The organism is Cobetia sp. 29-18-1 (genome assembly GCF_029846405.1).
Classification (GTDB): Bacteria; Pseudomonadota; Gammaproteobacteria; order Pseudomonadales; family Halomonadaceae; genus Cobetia; species Cobetia amphilecti.
The window spans coordinates 20,406-41,049 of the sequence record NZ_JARWKS010000016.1; the positions used below are offsets into that span (position 1 = coordinate 20,406).

Annotated in this window: 17 protein-coding genes; 11 read left to right on the top strand and 6 right to left on the bottom strand. The window is 62.7% G+C overall.

The annotated features are described in order from the left end of the window. The first annotated feature begins 78 nt into the window (after positions 1–78). The 4 genes from QD208_RS12775 (at position 79) to QD208_RS12790 (ending at position 5,263) form a co-directional block, all read left to right on the top strand. Positions 79–1,143, top strand: a complete 1,065-nt coding sequence (locus QD208_RS12775; protein WP_279837020.1) for a spermidine/putrescine ABC transporter substrate-binding protein — start codon at positions 79–81, stop codon at positions 1,141–1,143. A gap of 69 nt (positions 1,144–1,212) precedes the next feature. Then, entirely contained in the window at positions 1,213–2,277 is a 1,065-nt protein-coding gene (locus tag QD208_RS12780) for a spermidine/putrescine ABC transporter substrate-binding protein (RefSeq protein ID WP_153635159.1), read from the top strand. Positions 2,278–2,350: 73 nt separating this feature from the next. Next, positions 2,351–3,733, top strand: a complete 1,383-nt coding sequence (locus QD208_RS12785; RefSeq protein ID WP_052384404.1) for a glutamine synthetase family protein — start codon at positions 2,351–2,353, stop codon at positions 3,731–3,733. A 237-nt stretch (positions 3,734–3,970) separates the two neighbouring features. Then, the gene (locus tag QD208_RS12790) at positions 3,971–5,263 is read left to right on the top strand and encodes an FAD-binding oxidoreductase (protein WP_279837021.1); all 1,293 of its coding nucleotides are present in this window, start codon (positions 3,971–3,973) and stop codon (positions 5,261–5,263) included. Positions 5,264–5,423: 160 nt separating this feature from the next. Here QD208_RS12790 and QD208_RS12795 read toward each other — a convergent pair whose 3' ends face one another. After that, positions 5,424–6,836 carry a Na+/H+ antiporter NhaC family protein gene (locus tag QD208_RS12795; protein ID WP_279837022.1) on the bottom strand — a complete coding sequence of 471 codons (1,413 nt, stop codon included), beginning with the start codon at positions 6,834–6,836 and terminating at the stop codon, positions 5,424–5,426. A 316-nt stretch (positions 6,837–7,152) separates the two neighbouring features. Then, positions 7,153–8,529: a glutamine synthetase family protein gene (locus QD208_RS12800; RefSeq protein ID WP_054555114.1), complete on the bottom strand. Its 1,377-nt coding sequence runs from the start codon at positions 8,527–8,529 to the stop codon at positions 7,153–7,155. A gap of 260 nt (positions 8,530–8,789) precedes the next feature. Between QD208_RS12800 and QD208_RS12805 the strand changes: the two genes are divergently transcribed. Genes QD208_RS12805 through QD208_RS12815 form a run of 3 tightly spaced genes read left to right on the top strand, consistent with a single transcriptional unit; the run spans position 8,790 to position 12,594 of the window. After that, positions 8,790–9,578 (top strand): gamma-glutamyl-gamma-aminobutyrate hydrolase family protein, encoded by a 789-nt coding sequence (locus QD208_RS12805; protein ID WP_279837023.1) that lies wholly within the window; start codon positions 8,790–8,792, stop codon positions 9,576–9,578. Positions 9,579–9,580: 2 nt separating this feature from the next. Then, on the top strand, positions 9,581–11,095 hold the full coding sequence (locus QD208_RS12810) for an aspartate aminotransferase family protein (protein WP_279837024.1): 1,515 nt from the start codon (positions 9,581–9,583) through the stop codon (positions 11,093–11,095). Between the two features lie 2 nt (positions 11,096–11,097). Next, positions 11,098–12,594, top strand: a complete 1,497-nt coding sequence (locus QD208_RS12815; protein WP_279837025.1) for an aldehyde dehydrogenase — start codon at positions 11,098–11,100, stop codon at positions 12,592–12,594. Positions 12,595–12,719: 125 nt separating this feature from the next. Here QD208_RS12815 and QD208_RS12820 read toward each other — a convergent pair whose 3' ends face one another. From QD208_RS12820 to gatC, 4 genes are all read right to left on the bottom strand, one after another. Further along, positions 12,720–13,271: a cupin domain-containing protein gene (locus QD208_RS12820; RefSeq protein WP_043332584.1), complete on the bottom strand. Its 552-nt coding sequence runs from the start codon at positions 13,269–13,271 to the stop codon at positions 12,720–12,722. A gap of 165 nt (positions 13,272–13,436) precedes the next feature. Next, the gene (gatB, locus tag QD208_RS12825) at positions 13,437–14,891 is read right to left on the bottom strand and encodes an Asp-tRNA(Asn)/Glu-tRNA(Gln) amidotransferase subunit GatB (RefSeq protein WP_043332582.1); all 1,455 of its coding nucleotides are present in this window, start codon (positions 14,889–14,891) and stop codon (positions 13,437–13,439) included. After that, positions 14,891–16,369 (bottom strand): Asp-tRNA(Asn)/Glu-tRNA(Gln) amidotransferase subunit GatA, encoded by a 1,479-nt coding sequence (gene gatA, locus QD208_RS12830; protein ID WP_279837026.1) that lies wholly within the window; start codon positions 16,367–16,369, stop codon positions 14,891–14,893. The genes gatB and gatA overlap by 1 nt, the downstream gene beginning before the upstream one ends. A 130-nt stretch (positions 16,370–16,499) precedes the next feature. Then, on the bottom strand, positions 16,500–16,787 hold the full coding sequence (gene gatC, locus QD208_RS12835; RefSeq protein ID WP_054555110.1) for an Asp-tRNA(Asn)/Glu-tRNA(Gln) amidotransferase subunit GatC: 288 nt from the start codon (positions 16,785–16,787) through the stop codon (positions 16,500–16,502). 329 nt (positions 16,788–17,116) lie between these two features. On the opposite strand from gatC, the gene QD208_RS12840 reads away from it, so the two are divergent. The 4 genes from QD208_RS12840 (at position 17,117) to QD208_RS12855 (ending at position 20,554) form a co-directional block, all read left to right on the top strand. After that, positions 17,117–18,154 carry a rod shape-determining protein gene (locus QD208_RS12840; protein ID WP_043332576.1) on the top strand — a complete coding sequence of 346 codons (1,038 nt, stop codon included), beginning with the start codon at positions 17,117–17,119 and terminating at the stop codon, positions 18,152–18,154. Between the two features lie 64 nt (positions 18,155–18,218). Then, positions 18,219–19,196, top strand: coding sequence for a rod shape-determining protein MreC (gene mreC, locus QD208_RS12845; protein WP_279837055.1), 978 nt, complete (start codon positions 18,219–18,221; stop codon positions 19,194–19,196). Beyond that, entirely contained in the window at positions 19,196–19,678 is a 483-nt protein-coding gene (mreD, locus tag QD208_RS12850) for a rod shape-determining protein MreD (protein WP_043332574.1), read from the top strand. Before mreC ends, mreD begins: the two co-directional genes overlap by 1 nt. Before the next feature lie 210 nt (positions 19,679–19,888). After that, positions 19,889–20,554, top strand: coding sequence for a Maf family protein (locus QD208_RS12855; protein WP_279837027.1), 666 nt, complete (start codon positions 19,889–19,891; stop codon positions 20,552–20,554). Positions 20,555–20,644 lie beyond the last annotated feature (90 nt).

Consider the following 20,644-nt stretch of genomic DNA (forward strand, 5'->3'; position numbering starts at 1 on the left):
TGTCCTTGCCGACGTCGGGTCTGATCATTCATCACGCACACCCCATCATTTCTCAAGCACGTTGAGCGGAGCATCACAATGACAAACAACACGCTGCGTTTCGCTGTCGCCATCGGCAGTCTGCTGCTGGCAGGTGCCGTCCAGGCCGAAGACAAGAAGCTGTATCTCTTCAACTGGACCCAGTACATGGATCCGGAAATCATCACCGCCTTCGAGGAGAAGTTCGGCGTCGAGGTAGTCGAGAACTACTACAACTCGCTGCCGGAAATGCTGGCCAAGCTCAACGCGGGCGGCGTCTCCCAGTACGACATCATCGTGCCGTCCAACTATTACGTGCCGCGTCTGATCGAAACCGGCCTGGTGCAGAAGATCGACAAGGCCAAGGTCCCGAACCTGGCCAATGTCGCCGAGCAGTTCAGTGACCCGAATTTCGATCCGGGCGCCGAATATACCGCTCCCTATCAGTGGGGCGTGACGGGACTGGTCTACAACGCCAGCACCTTCAAGGACGCTCCCAAGAGCTGGTCCTTGCTGTTTGATCCCGCCGTCAATGGCGATTACCCCTTAAGCCTTATGGGTGACGGCCAGGTCAGCATGGGGTCTGCCTGTGCCTATCTGGGGCACGGCTACGACTGCACCGACCTGGATGACTGGCGCGAAGCTGCCAAGTTGCTGATCGAGACCAAGCACCGCGACAACTTCAGCGGCTTCTCCGATGGCACGCCGGCGCTTCAGCAGCTGGCGCGCAAGGTCACCCATGGCGCGTTGTCCTACAACGGCGACTATCTGTTCTATCTGGAGGAAAACCCGGAGTCCTTCGCTGACATCAAGTTCGTCATTCCTGACGAAGGTGCCGAGAAGTGGGTGGATTCGATGATGATTCCGGCCAAGGCACCGCACCCGGAGCTGGCGAACGCCTTCATCAACTTCATTCTGGATGCCAAGGTCGGCGCGCAGCTCTCCAACTACAACTACTACGCCAGCCCCAACGCCGCCGCGGCGCCGTATCTGGATGAGGTGCTGACTCAGCCACCGATTCAGCCCTCTGAGGATGACATGGCGCGCCTGCGTTTCTCACCGAGTCTCTCCGGCCAGCAACTGCAGGTATTTCAGCAACTGTGGTCTGAGGTGCAGTCGCGCTGAACCGAGGGAGCTCTGAACCGAAGGAGCTCTGATTGATGTCTGAGTCGAAGCCACGCATGGAGCATCACGATGACAACTGACACGCTGCGTTTCGCTGCGGCCATCGCCAGTCTGTTGCTGGCCGGTGGCGTCCAGGCCGAAGACAGGAAGCTGTATCTCTTCAATTGGACCCAGTACATGGACCCGGAAATCATCACCGCCTTCGAGGAGAAGTTCGGCGTCGAGGTGGTCGAGAACTACTACAACTCGCAGCCGGAAATGGTCGCCAAGTTGAATGCCGGAGGTGTCTCCCAGTACGACATCATCGTGCCCTCCAGCTACTACGTACCGCGCCTGATCGAGATGGGCCTGGTGCAGAAGCTCGACAAGGACAAGGTGCCGAATCTGGCCAATCTCGCCGAGCAGTTCCGTGATCCGGTGCTGGGGGAGGGGCTCGACTATGCCGCGCCCTATCAGTGGGGTGTCACCGGGCTTGTCTACAACGCCAGCACCTTCAAGGAAGCGCCCAAGAGCTGGTCGATGGTGTTTGATCCGACCGTCAATGATGCCTGGCCGTTCGGCTTGATGACTGGTGGTCAGGTCAGCATGGGCATCGCCTGCGCCTATCTCGGCCATGGCTATGACTGCACGGATCTCGACGACTGGCGCGAGGCCGCCAGGTTGCTGATCGAGACCAAGCATCGCGGCAATTTCAGCGGCTTCTCCGACGGCACGCCCGCGCTTCAGCAGCTGGCGCGCAAGGTCACGCATGCCGGGCTCTCATTCAATGGCGATTATGTGTTCTACCGGGAGGAAAATCCGGACTCCTTCTCTGACATCAAGTTCGTCATTCCCGAAGAGGGCACCGAGAAGTGGGTGGATTCGATGATGATTCCCGCCAGGGCGCCGCACCCGGAGCTGGCGAATGCCTTCATCAACTTCATTCTCGATGCCCGGGTCGGCGCGCAGCTCTCCAACTACAACTACTACGCCAGCCCCAATGCCGCGGCAGAGCCGTATCTGGATGAGGTGCTGACTCAGCCACCGATTCAGCCCTCCGAAGAGGACATGGCGCGACTGCGTTTTTCACCGAGTCTCTCCGGCGAGCAGCTGCAGATCTTCCAGCAGCTGTGGTCCGAGGTGAAGGCGCGCTGAGCGCTGGCAATCGGGTCTATCGAAGCAGGCTGCCGAGCGCGTGGCCTGCCCTGTAGCGTTCAAGGAAGGTGTCATGAAGTACGAACCCACTGGTCGCGAAGACGACGAAGCCGTGCTGCAGGAATGGTTCACGGCACATGGCATCACCGAGGTGGAATGTCTGGTCACCGACCTGACCGGCATTCTCAAGGGCAAGATCATGCCGGCGCGCAAGTACCTCAATGGTGGGCGACCGCGCCTGCCGGACTCCATCTTCATCCAGACCGTCACCGGCGGGTATCCGGATGATGAAGACAGCCGCTTCTGGAATCCGGCCGAGCAGGACATGCAGCTGATCCCGGATACCAGTGCCGTCTATCTGGTGCCGTGGGCGGAAGACCCCACCGCGCAGATCATCCATGACTGCTATTACCTCAATGGTGATCCGGTGGAGCTGTCGCCGCGCTATGTGCTCAAGCGAGTGCTGGCACTGTATGCCGCACGCGGCTGGAAGCCGGTGGTGGCCCCCGAAGCCGAGTTCTACCTCGTCAAGACCAACAAGGACTCCGACTATCCGCTGGAGCCGCCCATCGGGCGCAGCGGTCGTCAGGAGAGCAGCCGTCAGTCCTATTCCATCGATGCGGTCAATGAGTTCGATCCGCTCTTCGAGGAGATGTATGACTACTGCGAGGCCATGGGGCTGGATCTCGATACCCTGATCCATGAAGAGGGTGCCGGGCAGATGGAAGTCAATTTCGAGCATGGTGACCCGCTGGCGCTGGCCGATCAGGTCGTGATGTTCAAGCGCACGCTGCGCGAGACGGCATTGCGCCACGGCATGTACGGTACCTTCATGGCCAAGCCGATGGCCTATCAGCCGGGCAGCTCGATGCATATCCATCAGAGCCTGGTGGATGTCGCGACCGGCAGGAACCTGTTCGCGGATGATGAAGGGCGGGCCAGCACCCTGTTTCGCAACTTCATCGGCGGCTTGCAGACCTACATGCCGTCCGCGATGCCGTTCTTCGCGCCCAACGTCAATTCCTATCGCCGCCTGATGCGCAGCGAGACCAGTGGCTCCGCACCGATCAACGTGGAGTGGGGCTTTGACAACCGCACCGTCGGCTTGCGGGTGCCGGTGTCAGATGCCGAGGGGACGCGGGTCGAGAATCGTCTGGCCGGCGCCGACGCCAATCCCTATCTGGTGATGGCTGCCTCGCTGGCCTGCGGCTATCTGGGCATGATGGCGCAGATCGAGCCGCGTCCGCCGGCCGTGGGCTCTGCCTGGGAGGGGGGTAACAGCCTGCCGGACGATATCGGGCCGGCGCTGAATGCGCTGCACTCCTGCAAGCCGTTAGCGGATATTCTCGGCGAGCGCTTCGTGAAGAGCTATCTGGCCGTCAAGCGCGCCGAGCATCGTGAGTACTTCCAGGTCATCAGCTCGTGGGAGCGGGAGCACCTGCTGCTGCGTGTCTAGCCCTTCGGGACATGTCCTGTGTGTCTAGTACTGTATGTCTCACCCAGCGGGGCAAGCCCATGAGGGAGCCGAGAGGTCGTGACAGTCGTCACGGCCTCTCGGCGTTTCAGGTGGTGCACTCTGTGTTGGCAGGTTGCTGCTTGTGGTGATTATTGCATGTCAAAGTCGGCGTGATTGGCTCGATGATCCGTGATATCGTGCTTTCATGTTGATTAAAATAACCACAAGGAAATTGTCATGAGTGCCTCTCTGCCCCTGGAACATGCTGCCTCCTGGTATGCCGCCTCAGCCAATGCCGCGCCCGAACGGCCCCCGCTAGCGGGAGATGTCAGCTGTGATGTCTGCGTCGTCGGGGCTGGCTTCACCGGCATCTCGGCGGCGCTGCACCTGGCCGAGCAGGGCCTCAAGGTGATGGTGCTGGAGGCCGCCCGCGTGGGTTACGGCGCATCCGGTCGCAATGGCGGGCAGATCGTCAACAGCTACAGCCGCGACATGGATGTGATCGAGGAGCGTTTCGGCGCCCAGACGGCACGTGCGCTGGGCGACATGGCCTTTGAAGGCAACCGCATCATTCGTGAGCGTATCGCCGGTTATGGCATCGATTGTGACCTGCGCGAAGGCAATCTGTTCGCGGCCTGCAATGCGCGTCAGCTCAAGGGGCTCAAGGAGCACAAGGCGCTGTGGGAGCGCTATGGCAACACCAGCCTCGAATTGCTGGAAGGCGATGCCTACAAGCGTGATGTGAGTGCCGAAGGCTATACGGGCGCGCTGGTCGATCACTCCGGTGGCCATATTCATCCGCTCAATCTGGTGTTGGGCGAAGCCGCAGCCTTCGAGTCGCTGGGCGGCGTGATCTTCGAGCACAGCCCGCTGCTGAGTCTCGAGCATGGCAGCCCCGTCGTGCTCAAGACCGCGGGCGGTATCCTGCGGGCCGACCGCGTCGTGATGGCGGGCAACGCCTACCTCAATGGCGTGCTGCCGGAGCTTGAAGGCAAGTCGATGCCCTGTGGTACCCAGATCATCACCACCGAACCGCTGGCGGAGGATGTGGCGCGTAGTCTGCTGCCCAACAACATGGCGGTGGAAGACTGCAATTACCTGCTCGATTACTACCGCCTGACCCGTGACAACCGACTCATCTTCGGTGGCGGCGTCAACTATGGCGGCGAAGACCCCAGCAATATCGAAGCCTTGATTCGCCCCAAGATGCTCAAGGCCTTCCCGCAACTGGCCAACGTCAAGATCGACTACGCCTGGAGCGGTACCTTCCTGATGACGCTCAATCGTCTGCCTCAGTTCGGCGTGCTCAATGACAACGTTTACTACGCCCAGGGCTATTCCGGGCATGGCGTGACCTGCAGCCATCTGGCTGGGCGCTTGATCAGTGAGGTGATGACCGGCCGTGATGGCCGCTTTGATGCCTTCGCCGGCCTGCCGCACCTGCCGTTCCCCGGTGGCCGCATGCTGCGGGTGCCGCTGTCTGCCGTGGGTGCCTGGTACTACCAGACCCGCGACAAGCTCGGTATCTGATCAGCCTGTTCTCCAGAATGCCCCAAGCCGCCTTCCTTATCGGGAGGCGGCTTTTTCATGGGCTGGAAAGTACGCCTGACCTGGCCCGAAACGCACTGCGCCCCGCCTGTGAAGGCGGGGCGCAGTGCATGTCTTGCCGATTCATGGCGTGAGCGCTGGGTCAGCCGGCGATCCAGAACCCCATCAGCAGGAAGCCCAGCGTCGTGACCAGCGCACCGATCAAGGTGTAGGGCAGTTGCGTCAGCGCATGCTGCATCGGCTGGACCCCGCAACCCTGTGAGGACAGCACCGAAGAGTCTGAGAAGAAGCAGGCGTGGCTACCGAAGCTGGAGGCTGACAGCAGGGCACCGACGATCAGCGGCAACGAGGCATCCATGTGCAGCGCGATGGGAATCACGATCGGGATCGAGATCACGAACACGCCCCAGGAGGAGCCGGTCGCGAAGACCACGACGGCCATGCTGACGAACACGATGGCCGGCAGGATCGCCGGAGTCAGGTAGGGTGTCAGGCTCTCGATCATGAAGGTGGTCATGCCGAGCTGGTCATTGACCTCGCGCAGCACGAACCCGACCGCCACGATGGCCAGGGGCAGCATCATGGTGCGAAAGCCGTCCATCACCGCGTCCATCAGCGAGGAAAACGACACCAGACGCTGGGCGAGATACAGCAGGATGGTGAACAGCGTAGCGACGATCACGCCCTTGAGCAGGTCGATCTCGAACCAGGCGCTGGCGCCGATCAGCACGGCCATTGGCAGCACGAAGTTCATCAGACCGATCCAGGGGCTGGATTTCGGCGCTTCTGCTTCCAGCAGGGGCTCTGGGGCGCCGTCAGGAATCGGCTGGCCGGCCTTGGCGCGTCGCTCGGCGGCCTTCATCGGTCCGATGTCCGGCATCAGGCCAATGGCGACCAGCATGGCCAGCGCCATCGCGATCCAGCCATACAGCATGTAGGGAATCGCCTGGATATAGAGCGACATGCCGCTTTCGGTGGCACCGCCTTCCTCGAGCAGCTGGGAGAAGTACACCGCCCAGGTCGAGAGGGGCACCAGAATGCAGATGGGCGCGGCAGTCGAGTCGACGATATAGGCCAGCTTCTCACGCGAGACCCCGAAGCGGTCCGTCAGGCGTTTCATCGCCGCCGGGGTCGCCAGGGCATTCAGATAGTCATCGATGAAGATGAGGATGCCGAGGATCACGGTGCCGATCAGCGACTGACGGCGTGTCTTGAGCAGGCGACCGATCATGTTGCTGAAACTCAGCGTGCAGCCGGACTTCTCCATCATGGCGATGAAGCCGCCCATCAGCCCACAGACCAGAATCAGCCAGGCGATGGTCTCGTTCATCATCACGCCCAGCGAGATATCGGCCAGTTCTCCGATGTAGTCGTCAGGCTGCAGTATCAGCAGACCCGCGAGCGCGCCGATGGCCAGGGCTTCCAGGGTGCGATGGGTCGCGATGGCGACCACCAGCACGATCAGCGATGGCACGAGGCTGATCCAGCCGAACGGCGTGCCGGCCTCATGGGTAAAGGTGATGCCCAGCACCAGTGCCAGGATGACGCCGAACATGGCAATACTGCGCCCCTTGCCACGGACGCTGACGGAGGGAGCGAAGGGGTGCGGGGGCGCTGGAGGGACGGGAGAGACCTGATTCATGCCCGGGCCTCCCATGCAGCGAGGAAGTGCTCGGTGCTGACTTGCTCGGTACTGACTTGATCGGTACTGACTTGCTCGGTACTGAGTTGGTCAGCGCAGCAGCGCTCTGCGGGGAGCCGGTCTGCAAAGCCGTGGCCATGCAGCGAGTGACCAACGAAGTCGCGGGCAGCGACGGTTTTTATGATTGTCATGTCCTGAGCCCTGGAGTTGGTGGAGAGGTCGGTGTGGATCAGATGTTGCGCAGGTACCAGTCGTATTCCAGACGGCTGATGATCTGCATGGCCGCTTCACGCTCCGCGCGACGGCCAGCAATGAAGACGTTCAGGAAGCGCTCGCTGAAGGCGTGGGCCAATGCTTCACTTTCCTCCAGCAGCGTCAGCGCCTCGGGCCAGCTGTTGGTCAGGCTCGGCTCGAACTGGTCATAGGCATTGCCGGTGACCGGCTCGCCCGGCGAGACCTGATGCGTGATGCCGTGGATCACCGAGGCCAGCAAGGTGGCCAGCAGCAGGTAGGGATTGACGTCGGCCCCGGCGACGCGGTGCTCGAGACGACGTGCCTCGTTGGGGCCGGAGGGGATACGGATGGCGACCGAGCGATTGTCGAAGCCCCAGGTCGGCGCCATCGGCACGTACAGGCCCTGCTGAAAGCGGCGATAGGAATTCAGGTTGGGCGCAAACAGCGCCATCGAGGCGGGCATCAGTTCCAGCAGGCCGCCGATGGCGTGACGCAGGGTCTCGGTGCCCAGCGGATTCTCGTCCTGCGCGGCGAAGACATTGTTGCCGTGCTGGTCCAACAGGCTCATGTGCGCATGCATGCCGTTGCCGGCCTCGTCGCCATACGGCTTGGCCATGAAGGTGGCATCGAAGCCGTGGCGCAGGGCGACGCCCTTGATCAGACGCTTGAGCAGGACAGCGCTGTCACAGGCCTTCATGACATCGTCGAGATGGATCAGGTTGATCTCGAACTGGCCCGGCGCACATTCCTTGAGCGCGGTATCCAGCGGCAGCTGTTGGATGCGCGCGGCAGTCTGGATCTCGTCGAGGAAGTCGGCGTACTCATCCAGCTCGCCGATGGAATAGAGCTGGCTTTCGCTGGCGCGCTCGCCTGTCAGCGGGGAGCACGGCGGCTGCACCATGCCCAGGTCATCGCGTTCGCGATCGACCAGATAGAACTCCAGTTCCAGCGCGACGACCGCCGTCAGGCCCATGTCGGCAAGAATATCGACCTGTTTCTGCAGCTGATTGCGCGGGTCGGCAAAGAAGGGGCCATCCTTGTCATCACGCATGTTCATCAGCAGCTGCCCCTGCTTGCCGTTGCGCAGCCAGGGGGCTGCCATCAAGGTGCCGGGGATGGGGCGGCAGACCTGATCACTGTCACCGCTGCTGAGCCCCAGCCCGGTTTCCTCGATGGTGTTGCCGGCGATATCCAGTGCGAAGACGGAGCCTGGCAGGTTGATGCCATTCTCATAGGCCTTTTCCAGATTCTCGCGCGGGATTCGCTTGCCGCGCTGGATGCCGCTGATGTCACTGATCAGCAGATCGATGTTCTCGATTTCCGGATGACGGTCCAGAAATTCTCTGGCCTCATCGACGGGGAGGCTGTACATGGATATCACCTGTGGGCATGGGATGTTGTGGTTTATATATCGCCATCATGGCCATTGTTGTCAAATATTTTACAACACTTGACGGTTTTTGTGGCTGGATGGCTTTGGTGTTATGGAGATAAATTCTTTTTAAACAGTGTGTTGTATGGATTTTTGTGAAATCGTCGTTTCGTCGGGTTGGCAAGGAAAGGCGTTCAGTCTATGTTGATTAAAACATACCAATCATCCAAGGCCTGCTTGTTCGCCTCAAAGGAGATCCCATGCCACCTCGTCCCCTGGTGGGCGTCATTGCCTGCCGTCGCACCGTAGAAGGTCATCCGGCGCATATGGTGACCGACAAGTACGTCAGCGCCCTGCGTGAATTCGGACTGGATCCGGTGGTCATTCCGGTCTGGGAAAATGTCGAGCCCGGCGCCGCCAGCGCCCTGCTGGCACGCCTGGATGGTCTGCTGCTGACTGGCAGCTATTCCAACATGCACCCCTCACGCTACGGCGAGACCAGCGCGCCGGAGAACACCTATGAAGACCCGGCCCGCGACGCTGCGGTGCTCTGCTGGGTGCCGCTGGTGCTTGAGTTGCGACTGCCGCTGCTGGGGATCTGCCGAGGGTTTCAGGAGCTGAACGTTGCCTTCGGCGGCAGTTTGCACCAGGCGGTGCAGAAGGTGGCAGGCCTGATGGATCATCGTGAGCCCAAGGGCGATCTCGAGGCGCAGTTCGCGCCATCGCATGCCATCAGCATCTCGCCCGGCGGAGTGCTGGCAGGGCTTTACGCCGCGCCCGAGGCGCAGGTCAATTCCTTGCATCAGCAGGGGATCGCCCGTCTTGGTGAGGGCCTGAATATCGAAGCGGTTGCCCCGGATGGGCTAATCGAGGCGGTCTCGGTCAGTGGTGCGGCGTCCTTCACGCTGGCGGTGCAGTGGCATCCGGAATGGAAGCCGCGTGAGCACGCCTTGTATCAGGCGATTCTGGAAGGCTTTGCCGCGGCCTGTCGTGACAAGGCCGAGGGTGGCACCTTGCCGACCTGTCACCCGACTCGCGAGGAGGCGTGAAGATGGCAATGAATGACGCTGGCGAACGCCTGAAGGCGCTGGATGCGCGCCACCACCTGCACCCCTTCACCGACTTCAAGCAGCTGGGCGAGCAGGGCAGTCGAATCATCACCGGTGCCAGCGGCGTCTATATCCATGACGCCGATGGCCAGCGGATTCTCGATGGCATGGCGGGGCTGTGGTGCGTGAACCTCGGTTATGACCAGCCGGAACTGGTCGCGGCGGCCAGCCAGCAGATGACGCAGCTGCCGTACTACAACACCTTCTTCAAGACCGCCCACCCGCCGGCGATCGAGCTGGCGGCCGAGCTGTGTCGTCTCGCGCCAGAGCATATCAATCATGTCTTCTTCACCGGCTCCGGCTCTGAAGCCAACGACAGCATGCTGCGCATGGTTCGGCGGTTCTGGGCGCTCAAGGGCAAGCCGGAAAAGCAGTGGATCATCGCGCGCGAGAATGGCTATCACGGCTCGACCGTCGCGGGTATGAGCCTGGGCGGCATGGCACCGATGCATGCCCAGGGCGGCCCCTGTGTGCCCGGCATAACGCATATCCGCCAGCCTTACTGGTTCGCGGAAGGTCGTGGAAAGGGGAGTGAAAGCCCGGCATCTGAAACACATAGCCGAGATGATTTCGGGCGACTGTGTGCCGAGGCGCTGGATGCGCGCATCCAGGAACTGGGCCCGGACAATGTGGCCGCCTTCCTGGCGGAGCCCGTGCAGGGTGCCGGCGGTGCGATCATGCCGCCTGACAGCTACTGGCCTGCCATCAAGGCCGTGCTGGCGAAATATGACATCCTGCTGGTGGTGGATGAGGTCATCTGCGGCTTCGGTCGCCTCGGCGAATGGTTCGGCAGTCAGCATTACGACCTGAAGCCCGATCTGATGCCCATCGCCAAGGGGTTGTCCTCCGGTTACCTGCCGATCGGTGGTGTGCTGGTCGGCGACAGGGTCGCCGATACGCTGATCGAAGAGGGCGGCGAGTTCTTCCATGGCTTCACCTATTCCGGGCACCCGGTGTGTGCCGCCGTGGCGCTCAAGACCCTCGAGATCATGCAGCGCGAGGATATCGTCACCCGGGTGCGTGACGACCTGGGGCCGTATCTCGCCAGTCGCTGGGCCACGCTTGCAGACCACCCGCTGGTCGGCGAGGCGCGTTCGCTTGGCCTGATGGGGGCGCTGGAGCTGGTGGCCGACAAGGCCAGTGGCGAGCGCTTCGCTACCAGCCTGGCCGTCGGCAACCTGTGTCGTGATATCTGTTTCGAGACGGGGCTGGTGATGCGCTCGGTGGGTGACACCATGATCATCTCGCCGCCGCTGGTGATCACGCATGAGCAGATCGATGCGCTGGTAAGTCTGGCGCGCGCGGCACTGGATGAAACGGCGCGCCAGCTGGCGAGTCACGCCGCCGCTTGCTCTTCCGCTGCGCTGAAGGCCATTTCGCCCTCGTCCTCGCTGCCTTCTTCACTCTCCTCTGCTCCATCCTCTGAACCTTCCTCTTTCCTGACCTCGGAATCCTGATCATGAGCCGTCCTCAGACATTGGCCGAATGGCAGGCGCTGGCCGCCCGCCTGACCCCGCAGTTGCAAGGCAATGCCTTCATCAATGACGAATTCGTGCCGGCGGTCAGCGGCGAGACCTTCGAGAGCCTCAACCCGGCCACCGGTGAGCGGCTGGCGATGGTCGCCAGCTGTGACAGCGCCGATGCCGAGATCGCCATTCGTCATGCGCGTGCCGCCTTCAAGAGCGGTGTCTGGTCGCGCATGGCCCCGACCCGGCGCAAACAGGTGTTGCTCAGACTCGCCGAGCTGATGGAAGCCCATCAGGATGAGCTGGCGTTGCTGGATAGCCTCGACATGGGCAAGCCGGTCACCAGCGCGCTGAACGACATGGCCGGGGCGATCGGCTCGATCCGCCACCAGGCCGAGTCCATCGACAAGCTTTACGGTGAGGTCGCCCCGACCGGTCAGCAGGCGCTGGGCATGGTGCTGCGCGAACCGCTGGGCGTGGTGGCCTCCATCGTGCCGTGGAACTTCCCGCTGATGATGACGGCGTGGAAGATCGCCCCGGCGTTGGCGGCGGGCAACAGCGTCATCCTCAAACCGTCGGAGAAGTCACCGCTGTCGGCGCTGCGTCTGGCGCAGCTGGCGCGTGAGGCCGGTATCCCGAGCGGCGTCTTCCAGGTGTTGCCGGGCTTCGGGCATACCGTCGGGCGTGCACTGGCGCTGTCGATGGACGTCGAATGCCTGGCCTTCACCGGCTCCACCGCCGTCGGCAAGCAATTGATGCAGTATGCCGGGCAGTCGAATCTGAAGCGGGTGTTCCTGGAGTGTGGCGGCAAGAGCCCCAACATCGTCTTCGCCGATTGCGCCAATCTGGATCGTGTCGCCGAAAGTGCCGCTGCCGCCATCTTCTACAACCAGGGCGAGGTCTGTATCGCGGGTTCCCGTCTGCTGGTGGAGAACTCGATCCGCGATGCCTTCGTCGCCAAGGTAGTGGCGGCTGCCGAGCGCATGCAGCCTGGCGACCCGCTGGACCCGGCAAGCTTCATGGGCGCGATGGTCGACAGCACCCAATATGAGCGCGTGATGGGCTATATCCGTCAGGGTGTCGAGGAGGGCGCAGCACTGCGCGCCGGCGGTGAGGAGGTCGAAGGGGCCGGACTCTTCATTCGTCCGGTGGTCTTCGATGGCGTCACGCCACAGATGGCGATCGGCTGCGAGGAAATCTTCGGCCCGGTGCTGTCCGTGTTCGGCTTCGAGACCGAAGACGAAGCGCTGGCGTTGGCCAATGACAGTGATTTCGGGTTGGCGGCAGGGGTGTGGAGCCAGGACATCGATCGCATCATGCGCGTGACGCATCGTCTCGAATCCGGTCAGGTCTTCGTCAACAACTGGGCGGGGGGCGATCAGACCATGCCCTTCGGTGGGGTGAAGCAGTCCGGCAACGGCCGTGACAAGTCACATCACTCGCTGGCGGAATACACCCAGCTCAAGAGTGTCTGGATCGAGCTGAGCTGAATTGGAATGCGCTGAACTGAAATGAAATGAAATGAGCTGTATGGGTCCCCATGAACTCAGGGGCTTGCGAAGAAAAAGAGGCCACGCGATTGCGTGGCCTCTTTTTCTTGCCTTCGTCGCAAGGGCTAGAACATCCGCGCCGGCGTCGCGCAGCTGACCAGGCGACACTCGACATCGCCGATGTTGCGGAAGCGGTGCGGCACGTTGGTATCGAAGTAGTAGGCGTCGCCCGCCTTCAATACCCGCGTGTCGCCACCGATGGTGATCTCTATCTCGCCCTCGATGACCACGCCCGCTTCCTCACCCTGATGGGTGATCATCTCGCGGCCGGTGTCAGTGACGGGCGGGTAGGTCTCGATCATGAACGACAGGGCGCGGTCACGCCGCTTGGCGCCCACCAGCTTGAAGATGACATCGCCGCTGCCGACGTTGATCAGCTCCTCCTCGCTGTAGAACACCTTGGCGGTGTTCTCGAGCTCCATGGTGAAGAAGTCGCCGACACTCATGGGAATGGCGGCGAGAATCTTCGACAGTGAACTCACCGACGGGCTGACCTTGCCCTGTTCGATCAGTGACAGGCTCGAGTGTGTCACACCGCAGCGCTTGGCCAGCTCGCGTTGCGAGATGCCACGCAAGGTACGCAATGCCCGCAGGCGGGCACCGACATCATCTGCCATCAGAACATCCTTCATGTCGCGACGAGTTGAGGAGAGGGGCAAGCCCTTCCATACCGACGACGGCCAGCCACGGAGCTCCGCGACTGGCCGTCGTTCACGTGCTGGTGGTCGAGATCAGGGGCATCGGCATCAGAGCCGGCGCTGTCCTGATCATCGACAACGCGATCAGCTGAGGCTATCCAGCTTGTCTTTCAGCACCTTGTTGACCTGTTGCGGATTGGCGGTGCCGCGCGAGGCCTTCATCACCTGACCGACGAAGAAGCCGATCATCTTGCCACGCTTGTCCGGCTCGGCTTCCTGATACTGGGTCACCTGGGCCGGGTTGTCGGCGATCACCTGATCGACCACGGCTTCGATGGCACCGGTGTCGGTGACCTGCTTGAGACCGCGCGACTCGATGATCTCGTCGGCACTCTTGCCTTCGCCATCCCACAGCGCGGCGAACACCTGCTTGGCGGCCTTGCCGTTGATGGTCTCATCGACGATGCGCTTGATCAGGCCACCCAACTGGGCCGCGGAGACCGGGCTGACGGTGATGTCGAGGTTTTCCTTGTTGAGACGACCGGCCAGCTCGCCCTGCACCCAGTTGGCGGCCTGCTTGGCGTCGCCGCAGACATCCTTCACTTCCTCGAAGAAGTCGGCCATCTCGCGGCTGGCGGACAGCACGCTGGCGTCATAGGCGGACAGGCCCAGTTCGCTTTCGAAACGGGCGCGTTTCTCGGCCGGCAGTTCCGGCAGGGTCTGGCGCAGGTGTTCGATGTAGGCCTCGTCCACTTCCACCGGCAGCAGGTCCGGACACGGGAAGTAGCGGTAATCGTTGGCTTCTTCCTTGGTGCGCATGCTGCGCGTCTCGTCGGCGTCCGGATCATACAGGCGGGTTTCCTGCACGACCTTGCCGCCGTCCTCGATCAGCTCGATCTGACGCTCCACCTCGAAGTGGATGGCGCGCTCGATGAAGCGGAAGGAGTTGACGTTCTTTATCTCCGCGCGGGTGCCGAAGGCTTCCTGGCCCTTGGGGCGCACCGAGACGTTGACGTCGCAACGCAGGGAACCTTCGGCCATGTTGCCGTCGGAGATGCCCAGGTAGGTGACGATGGCGTGGATCGCCTTCACGTAGGCCACCGCTTCCTTGGCGGAACGCATGTCCGGCTCGGAGACGATTTCCAGCAGCGGCGTGCCGGCACGGTTGAGGTCGATACCGGTCATGCCCTGGAAGTCTTCGTGCAGCGACTTGCCGGCATCTTCCTCGAGGTGGGCGTGGTGGATGCGGATCGACTTGCGCGTGCCATCTTCCAGCAGGATCTCGAGCACGCCAGGGCCGACGATGGGCTGATCCATCTGGCTGGTCTGGTAGCCCTTGGGCAGATCCGGGTAGAAGTAGTTCTTGCGCTCGAACACCGAACGGCCGGCAACGGCGGCATCGACGGCGAGGCCGAAGCGCACGGCCATGGCCACGGCCTGCTCGTTGAGCACCGGCAGGGTGCCCGGCAGGCCGAGATCCACGGCGCTGGCCTGGGTGTTGGGCTCGGCACCGTAGGTGGTGGAAGAGCCGGAGAAGATCTTTGACTGGGTGGCGAGCTGAGCGTGAACCTCAAGCCCGATTACGACTTCCCATTGCATCAGGCTTGCTCCTGTCCGAATTCCGGGCGCTGGCGGTGCCAGTCGGTGATTTGCTGGAACTGGTGCGCGACGCCCAGCAGGGTCTGCTCACCGAAGTGCGGGCCGAGGATCTGCAGACCCACCGGGCGCTTGCCTGCCAGGCCGGCCGGCACGCTGATGCCCGGAATGCCCGCCAGGTTGATGGCGATGGTGTAGAGATCCTGCAGGTACATGGACAGCGGGTCCTTGTGCGCGCCGAGATCGAACGCCGGGGTCGGTGCCGCCGGGCCCATCAGTACATCGACCTGGTCGAAGGCATCGAGGAAGTCCTGGCGGATCAGGCGACGCACCTTCTGGGCCTTGATGTAGTAGGCATCGAAGAAGCCTTCGGACAGGGTGTGCGTGCCGATGATGATGCGACGCTTCACCTCGTCGCCGAAGCCTTCCTCGCGCGTGCGCTTGTAGAGGTCTTCCAGGTCCTGTGGGTCCTTGCAGCGATGGCCGAAGCGCACGCCGTCATAACGCGACAGGTTGGAGGAGGCCTCGGCCGGTGCGATCACGTAATAGGTCGGGATGGCCAGGTGGGTATGCGGCAGCGAGATTTCCTGCACGCTGGCACCGGCATCCTCGAAGACCTTGATCGCGGCACGCACGGAGGCTTCGACTTCCTCGGACAGGCCTTCGCCGAAGTATTCCTTCGGCAGGCCGATCTTCAGGCCCTTGAGGTTGTAGTCCAGCCCTTCGACGTAATCCGGCACGCCACGCACCACGCTGGTGGAGTCGCGCGGGTCGGCGCCGGCGATCACGTTCATCAGGCGCGCGCAGTCTTCGGCGGAGCGGGCCATCGGGCCGCCCTGATCGAGACTGGAGGCATAGGCGATCATGCCGTAACGCGAGACACGACCGTAGGTCGGCTTGAGGCCGGTGATGCCACAGAAGGCGGCCGGCTGGCGGATGGAACCGCCGGTGTCGGTGCCAAGTGCGGCCGGTGCAAGGCCTGCGGCGACGGCGGCGGCACTGCCACCGGAGCTGCCACCCGGGACGGCGGTCAGGTCCCACGGGTTCTTGACGGCGCCGTAGTGGCTGTTCTCGTTCGAGGAGCCCATCGCGAACTCATCGAGGTTGGTCTTGCCGAGAATCACCACGCCTTCGGCTTTGAGCTTCTCGATCACGGTGGCGTCATAGGGCGCGATAAAGTTGTCGAGCATCTTCGAGCCGCAGCTGGTGCGCACACCTTCGGTACAGAAGATGTCCTTGATGGCCATCGGCACGCCGGTCAGCGCGGCGGCATTGCCAGCGGCACGGCGCGCATCGGCGGCATCCGCATCACGCAGCGCGTCTTCGCGGCACAGGGTGATGTAGCTGTTGAGCTCGCCGTCGAGGCGTTCGATACGGGCCAGGAAGGCTTCCGTCAGCTCGCGGCTGGTGTATTCGCCGGCCTCCAGGCCTTGCGCCAGCTCACTGAGCGTCTTGTCATGTAGTGCAATGGACGATGACATGTTCGATTCCATCAGTGCAGACGATGCGCCGGGCATCGTCCGCAGAAATTCCGGGGCGGACGGGGCGTGCCGCGTGACGTGGTATCCGATGGCAGCCGGTCACGATGCGTGAGCGATCTGCCAGGCGAGATCACTCGACGACGCGCGGAACCAGATACAGACCCTGCTCTGTGGCCGGGGCCACCTGCTGAAAACGCTCGCGCTGATTCGATTCGGTGACTTCGTCGGCGCGCAGGCGTTGCGTGGCTTCCAGCGGGTGTGCCAGCGGTGCGACGCCGTCGGTATCGACCTGTTGCAGCTGGTCGACCATGGCGAGAATCCGGTCGAGATCCTCGACGTAGGCTTCGGCATCCTGCGAGGCAAGACCCAGGCGTGCGAGGTGAGCGGCACGCAGCACATCTGAATGTTCAAGGGCCATTGAAGTTTCCCTGTCTTGGCTTCGAGAGGCTTGAGGTGACGGCAGGAGTCGGAGACGACCACGCGGAATTGGCTGGCGCGACGTGCGCGAAAAGCCGAATTCGAAAAATTGTGGTGTCCCGGCAAACCCGATGCCCGTTACCCTGTAAAACAGCGCGCTTTGCAGCGATGGAGCAATCTGTCGCCGAATGCGCCGTTACAGTGTGATTCGGCGTGAAATGTACCACATCTGCGTCGCTCTGGCAGGCGTGTCAGCTTGCCGCCATGGGGTGGCAATGGTACCGTTCGCGTCTGCACAGGGTTCCGGTCTGGACTAGGTGATCAACTTCCATGTTTAAACGTTTACGTGGGCTGTTCTCGAGCGATCTGTCGATCGATCTGGGTACTGCCAACACGCTTATTTATGTGCGCGGTCGCGGTATCGTGCTCGACGAGCCCTCAGTCGTGGCCATTCGCCAGTCCGGGAATGCCCGCAGTGTGGCGGCCGTCGGTGCCGATGCCAAGCGCATGCTGGGGCGTACCCCCGGCAATATCACGGCCATCCGTCCGATGAAGGACGGCGTCATCGCCGACTTCACCGTTACCGAACAGATGCTCCAGCATTTCATCCGCAAGGTGCATCAGAGCACCTTCCTGACACCCAGCCCTCGTGTGCTGGTGTGTGTGCCGTGCATGTCGACCCAGGTCGAGCGTCGCGCCATCAAGGAATCGGCCGAAGGTGCCGGCGCGCGTGAGGTCTACCTGATCGAGGAGCCGATGGCTGCCGCGATCGGTGCGGGCCTGCCGGTGGAAGAGGCGATGGGCTCCATGGTGGTCGATATCGGTGGTGGTACCACTGAAATCGCCATCATCTCGCTCAACGGCGTGGTCTATTCCGAATCCGTGCGTATCGGCGGTGACCGCTTCGACGAAGCCATCACCTCCTATGTGCGTCGCCATTACGGCAGCCTGATCGGTGAGGCGACGGCCGAGCGCATCAAGGAAGAGATCGGTTGTGCCTACCCGGGTGGCGAGCTGCGCGAGATCGACGTGCGCGGCCGCAACCTGGCCGAGGGCATTCCGCGTTCCTTCACGCTCAACTCCCACGAGATCCTCGATGCGCTGCAGGAACCGCTGGCGGCCATCGTCTCGGTGGTCAAGAGCGCGCTCGAGCAGTCTCCGCCGGAGCTGGCCTCCGACATCGCCGAGCGCGGCCTGGTGCTGACCGGTGGTGGTGCGCTGCTGCGTGACATCGACAAGCTGATCGCGGAAGAGACGGGCCTGCCGGTGATCATCGCCGAAGACCCGCTGACCTGCGTGGCGCGTGGCGGTGGCAAGGCGCTGGAAATGATCGATCAGCACACCTTCGAGCTGCTGTCGAGCGATTGACCTCGTCCGGGGCCGGGCATGCTGTGTGCTGTACGGCTGGTCCCGGCCTGTCGGAGGAAGTGCTATCAAACCCCTGTTCACGCGTGGCCCCGTGCCCGGCTACCGCATGCTGTTGTGCGCGGTGCTGTCACTCGCGCTGATGTTTGCCGAAGATCGCTTCAGCTGGATGGTCGATGTGCGCGCCAGCATGGCGACGCTGGTATCGCCCGTGCAGTGGGTCGTCAGCTTGCCGACGGAAGGCATCAGCTGGGGCGCGCTGGTGTTTGCCGACCAGCAGGAGCTGGCCGACGAGAATCGCGCGCTGCGCGAACAGCTGCTCAATCTGTCCAGCCGTGTGCAACGCATGGCGAGCCTGACCTCCGAGAATACGCGCCTGCGCGAATTGCTCAATGCCGGGCAGCGTAGCGACATCCCCTATATCACCTCCCAGTTGCTGACCCTCGATGCTGACCCGTTTTCCCACCGCATGGTGGTGGACCGCGGCGAGCAGGATGGCGTGCGCATCGGCTTGCCGGTGCTTGATGCCTATGGCCTCGTCGGGCAGGTCATCTCCACCTCGGCCTACAACAGTCGCGTGCTGATGATCAGTGATGCCAGTCACGCCGTGCCGGTGGAGATCAATCGCAATGGCCTGCGCTTCATCGCCCAGGGCAGCGGCAAGATCGATCAGGTCGATGTGCTGCATGTGCCGGACACCGCCGATATTCGTGTCGGTGACCTGCTGGTGACTTCCGGGCTGGCGCTGCGCTTTCCGCGCGGCCTGCCGGTGGCACGTGTCACCGAGGTCTATCATGATCCCGGCAAGCCGTTTGCCCGCGTGAGTGCCGAGCCCATCGCGCAGCTGGAGCGTTCGCGCAACTTCCTGATCCAGATGCCGCCGCCGGTGGACACCGACAACCTGTATGTCGATGACAGCCTCGATGAGTTGCCGCGTGACAATCTGGCGGCGCCCAGGCCCGAGGGTGACGACGCCGCACCAGACTCCGCCGAGGATGCGGCAGATGCTCAGGCACCCACCGATGCTGCCGGGGAGAACAACTGATGGCCTTTCGTCCCCAGACCACCTTGCTGTGCTGGTTCTCGCTGCTGCTGGCGCTGTGTCTGCAGGTCATGCCATTGCCGGATGTATGGCTGATCTGGCGGCCCCAGTGGCTGGGTCTGATGCTGGTCTACTGGTGCATCGTCTCGCCGCAGAGTGTCGGAGTCTTCCACGGCTTCCTGTTCGGACTGGCGCTGGATGTCCTGCAGGGTGCACCGCTGGGGCACAACGCCCTGGTGCTGTCGTTGACGGCCTTCATGGGCGTGCTGCTCTATCAGCGCATTCGCGCCTACTCGCTGTTGCAGCAGGCGTTGCTGGTGATCGTGGTGCTGGGCATCGCGCAGTTGCTGGATCAATGGCTGCGCAGTCTGTTCGGTGCCGGCCCCGTCAGCCTGTCGTTCCTGCTCTCGGCAGTCATCGGCGGCGCATTGTGGCCGTGGCTCTATACCCTGCTGCAGATGCTGCGTCGGCGGGTCGCGGCCTGAGTGCCACTGGCACGTCGCTAGCGCTTCTTGTCAGCTTCCAAAAGCCGCCTACGGGCGGCTTTCTGGTACTTGTCAGCCATGTTTCTCTTCACGAGGTCTTCCATGTCATCCAGTTCAAGGTCATCCACTTCCAGGCCATCCACACCTGACACCGAAAGCCCCACTTCCTCACTCTTTGCGAACTCTGACGTCGCGGGGCAGCGCACAGTGATGTCTCAGGGCATTGCTCAACAGGGCGCTGATGAACAGGGCATTGCTCAAGCGGAATTGATTCTGGCCTCGGGGTCGCCGCGTCGTCGTGCCCTGCTCGCCAGTATCGGCATCCAATGTGAGGTGGCGCCGGTGGATATCGATGAGACGCCGCAGGCCAATGAGTCGCCGGAGCATTACGTGCTGCGTCTGGCGCGGGAGAAGGCGCAGGCCGGGTTCGCGGCCCTGGCGCAGCGGACGGCAGGCCAGACGGCGGGGTGGCGAGTGCTCGGCGCGGATACCGCACTGGCACTGGATGGACGCATTCTCGGCAAGCCGCGCGATGAGGCCGATGCGCGCGAGATGCTGCTCAGCCTGTCGGGGCGCAGCCATCAGGTGCTCAGTGGCGTGGCGCTGTGTCATGGCGACGCCGGGCGCGACATGCGCTGCGCGAGCGAGCTGGTCGAGAGCCGCGTGACTTTCCGCACCATCACCCCGGAGGAGGCCGCGCGCTACTGGGCGACCGGTGAGCCGGCTGACAAGGCGGGGGGCTACGCCATCCAGGGGCTCGGCGCCGTCTTCGTCAGTCATCTCGAGGGCAGTTACAGCGCCGTGGTCGGGCTGCCGCTGCATGAGACCGCAGAGCTTCTGAGCAAGGCGGGCGTTCAGCCGTGGCAACCACTCTGACGGGCGATGTTCCGCACTGCGGCAGTCGGGTGTCGAGACAGCACTCCAGCGCCATCGCGAAGGACGATGGCTTGCGTGCGTGGCACAAAA

Coding starts and splice junctions, on each gene's coding strand:
- QD208_RS12785 (WP_052384404.1), top strand. CDS start 2,351: ATGAAGTACGAACCCACTGGTCGCGAAGACGACGAAGCCGTGCTGCAG.
- gatA (WP_279837026.1), bottom strand. CDS start 16,369: ATGTCATCGTCCATTGCACTACATGACAAGACGCTCAGTGAGCTGGCG.
- QD208_RS12820 (WP_043332584.1), bottom strand. CDS start 13,271: ATGGCAGATGATGTCGGTGCCCGCCTGCGGGCATTGCGTACCTTGCGT.
- QD208_RS12805 (WP_279837023.1), top strand. CDS start 8,790: ATGCCACCTCGTCCCCTGGTGGGCGTCATTGCCTGCCGTCGCACCGTA.
- QD208_RS12790 (WP_279837021.1), top strand. CDS start 3,971: ATGAGTGCCTCTCTGCCCCTGGAACATGCTGCCTCCTGGTATGCCGCC.
- QD208_RS12840 (WP_043332576.1), top strand. CDS start 17,117: ATGTTTAAACGTTTACGTGGGCTGTTCTCGAGCGATCTGTCGATCGAT.
- QD208_RS12795 (WP_279837022.1), bottom strand. CDS start 6,836: ATGTTCGGCGTCATCCTGGCACTGGTGCTGGGCATCACCTTTACCCAT.
- QD208_RS12800 (WP_054555114.1), bottom strand. CDS start 8,529: ATGTACAGCCTCCCCGTCGATGAGGCCAGAGAATTTCTGGACCGTCAT.
- QD208_RS12775 (WP_279837020.1), top strand. CDS start 79: ATGACAAACAACACGCTGCGTTTCGCTGTCGCCATCGGCAGTCTGCTG.
- QD208_RS12855 (WP_279837027.1), top strand. CDS start 19,889: ATGTCTCAGGGCATTGCTCAACAGGGCGCTGATGAACAGGGCATTGCT.
- gatB (WP_043332582.1), bottom strand. CDS start 14,891: ATGCAATGGGAAGTCGTAATCGGGCTTGAGGTTCACGCTCAGCTCGCC.
- mreD (WP_043332574.1), top strand. CDS start 19,196: ATGGCCTTTCGTCCCCAGACCACCTTGCTGTGCTGGTTCTCGCTGCTG.
- gatC (WP_054555110.1), bottom strand. CDS start 16,787: ATGGCCCTTGAACATTCAGATGTGCTGCGTGCCGCTCACCTCGCACGC.
- QD208_RS12780 (WP_153635159.1), top strand. CDS start 1,213: ATGACAACTGACACGCTGCGTTTCGCTGCGGCCATCGCCAGTCTGTTG.
- QD208_RS12810 (WP_279837024.1), top strand. CDS start 9,581: ATGGCAATGAATGACGCTGGCGAACGCCTGAAGGCGCTGGATGCGCGC.
- QD208_RS12815 (WP_279837025.1), top strand. CDS start 11,098: ATGAGCCGTCCTCAGACATTGGCCGAATGGCAGGCGCTGGCCGCCCGC.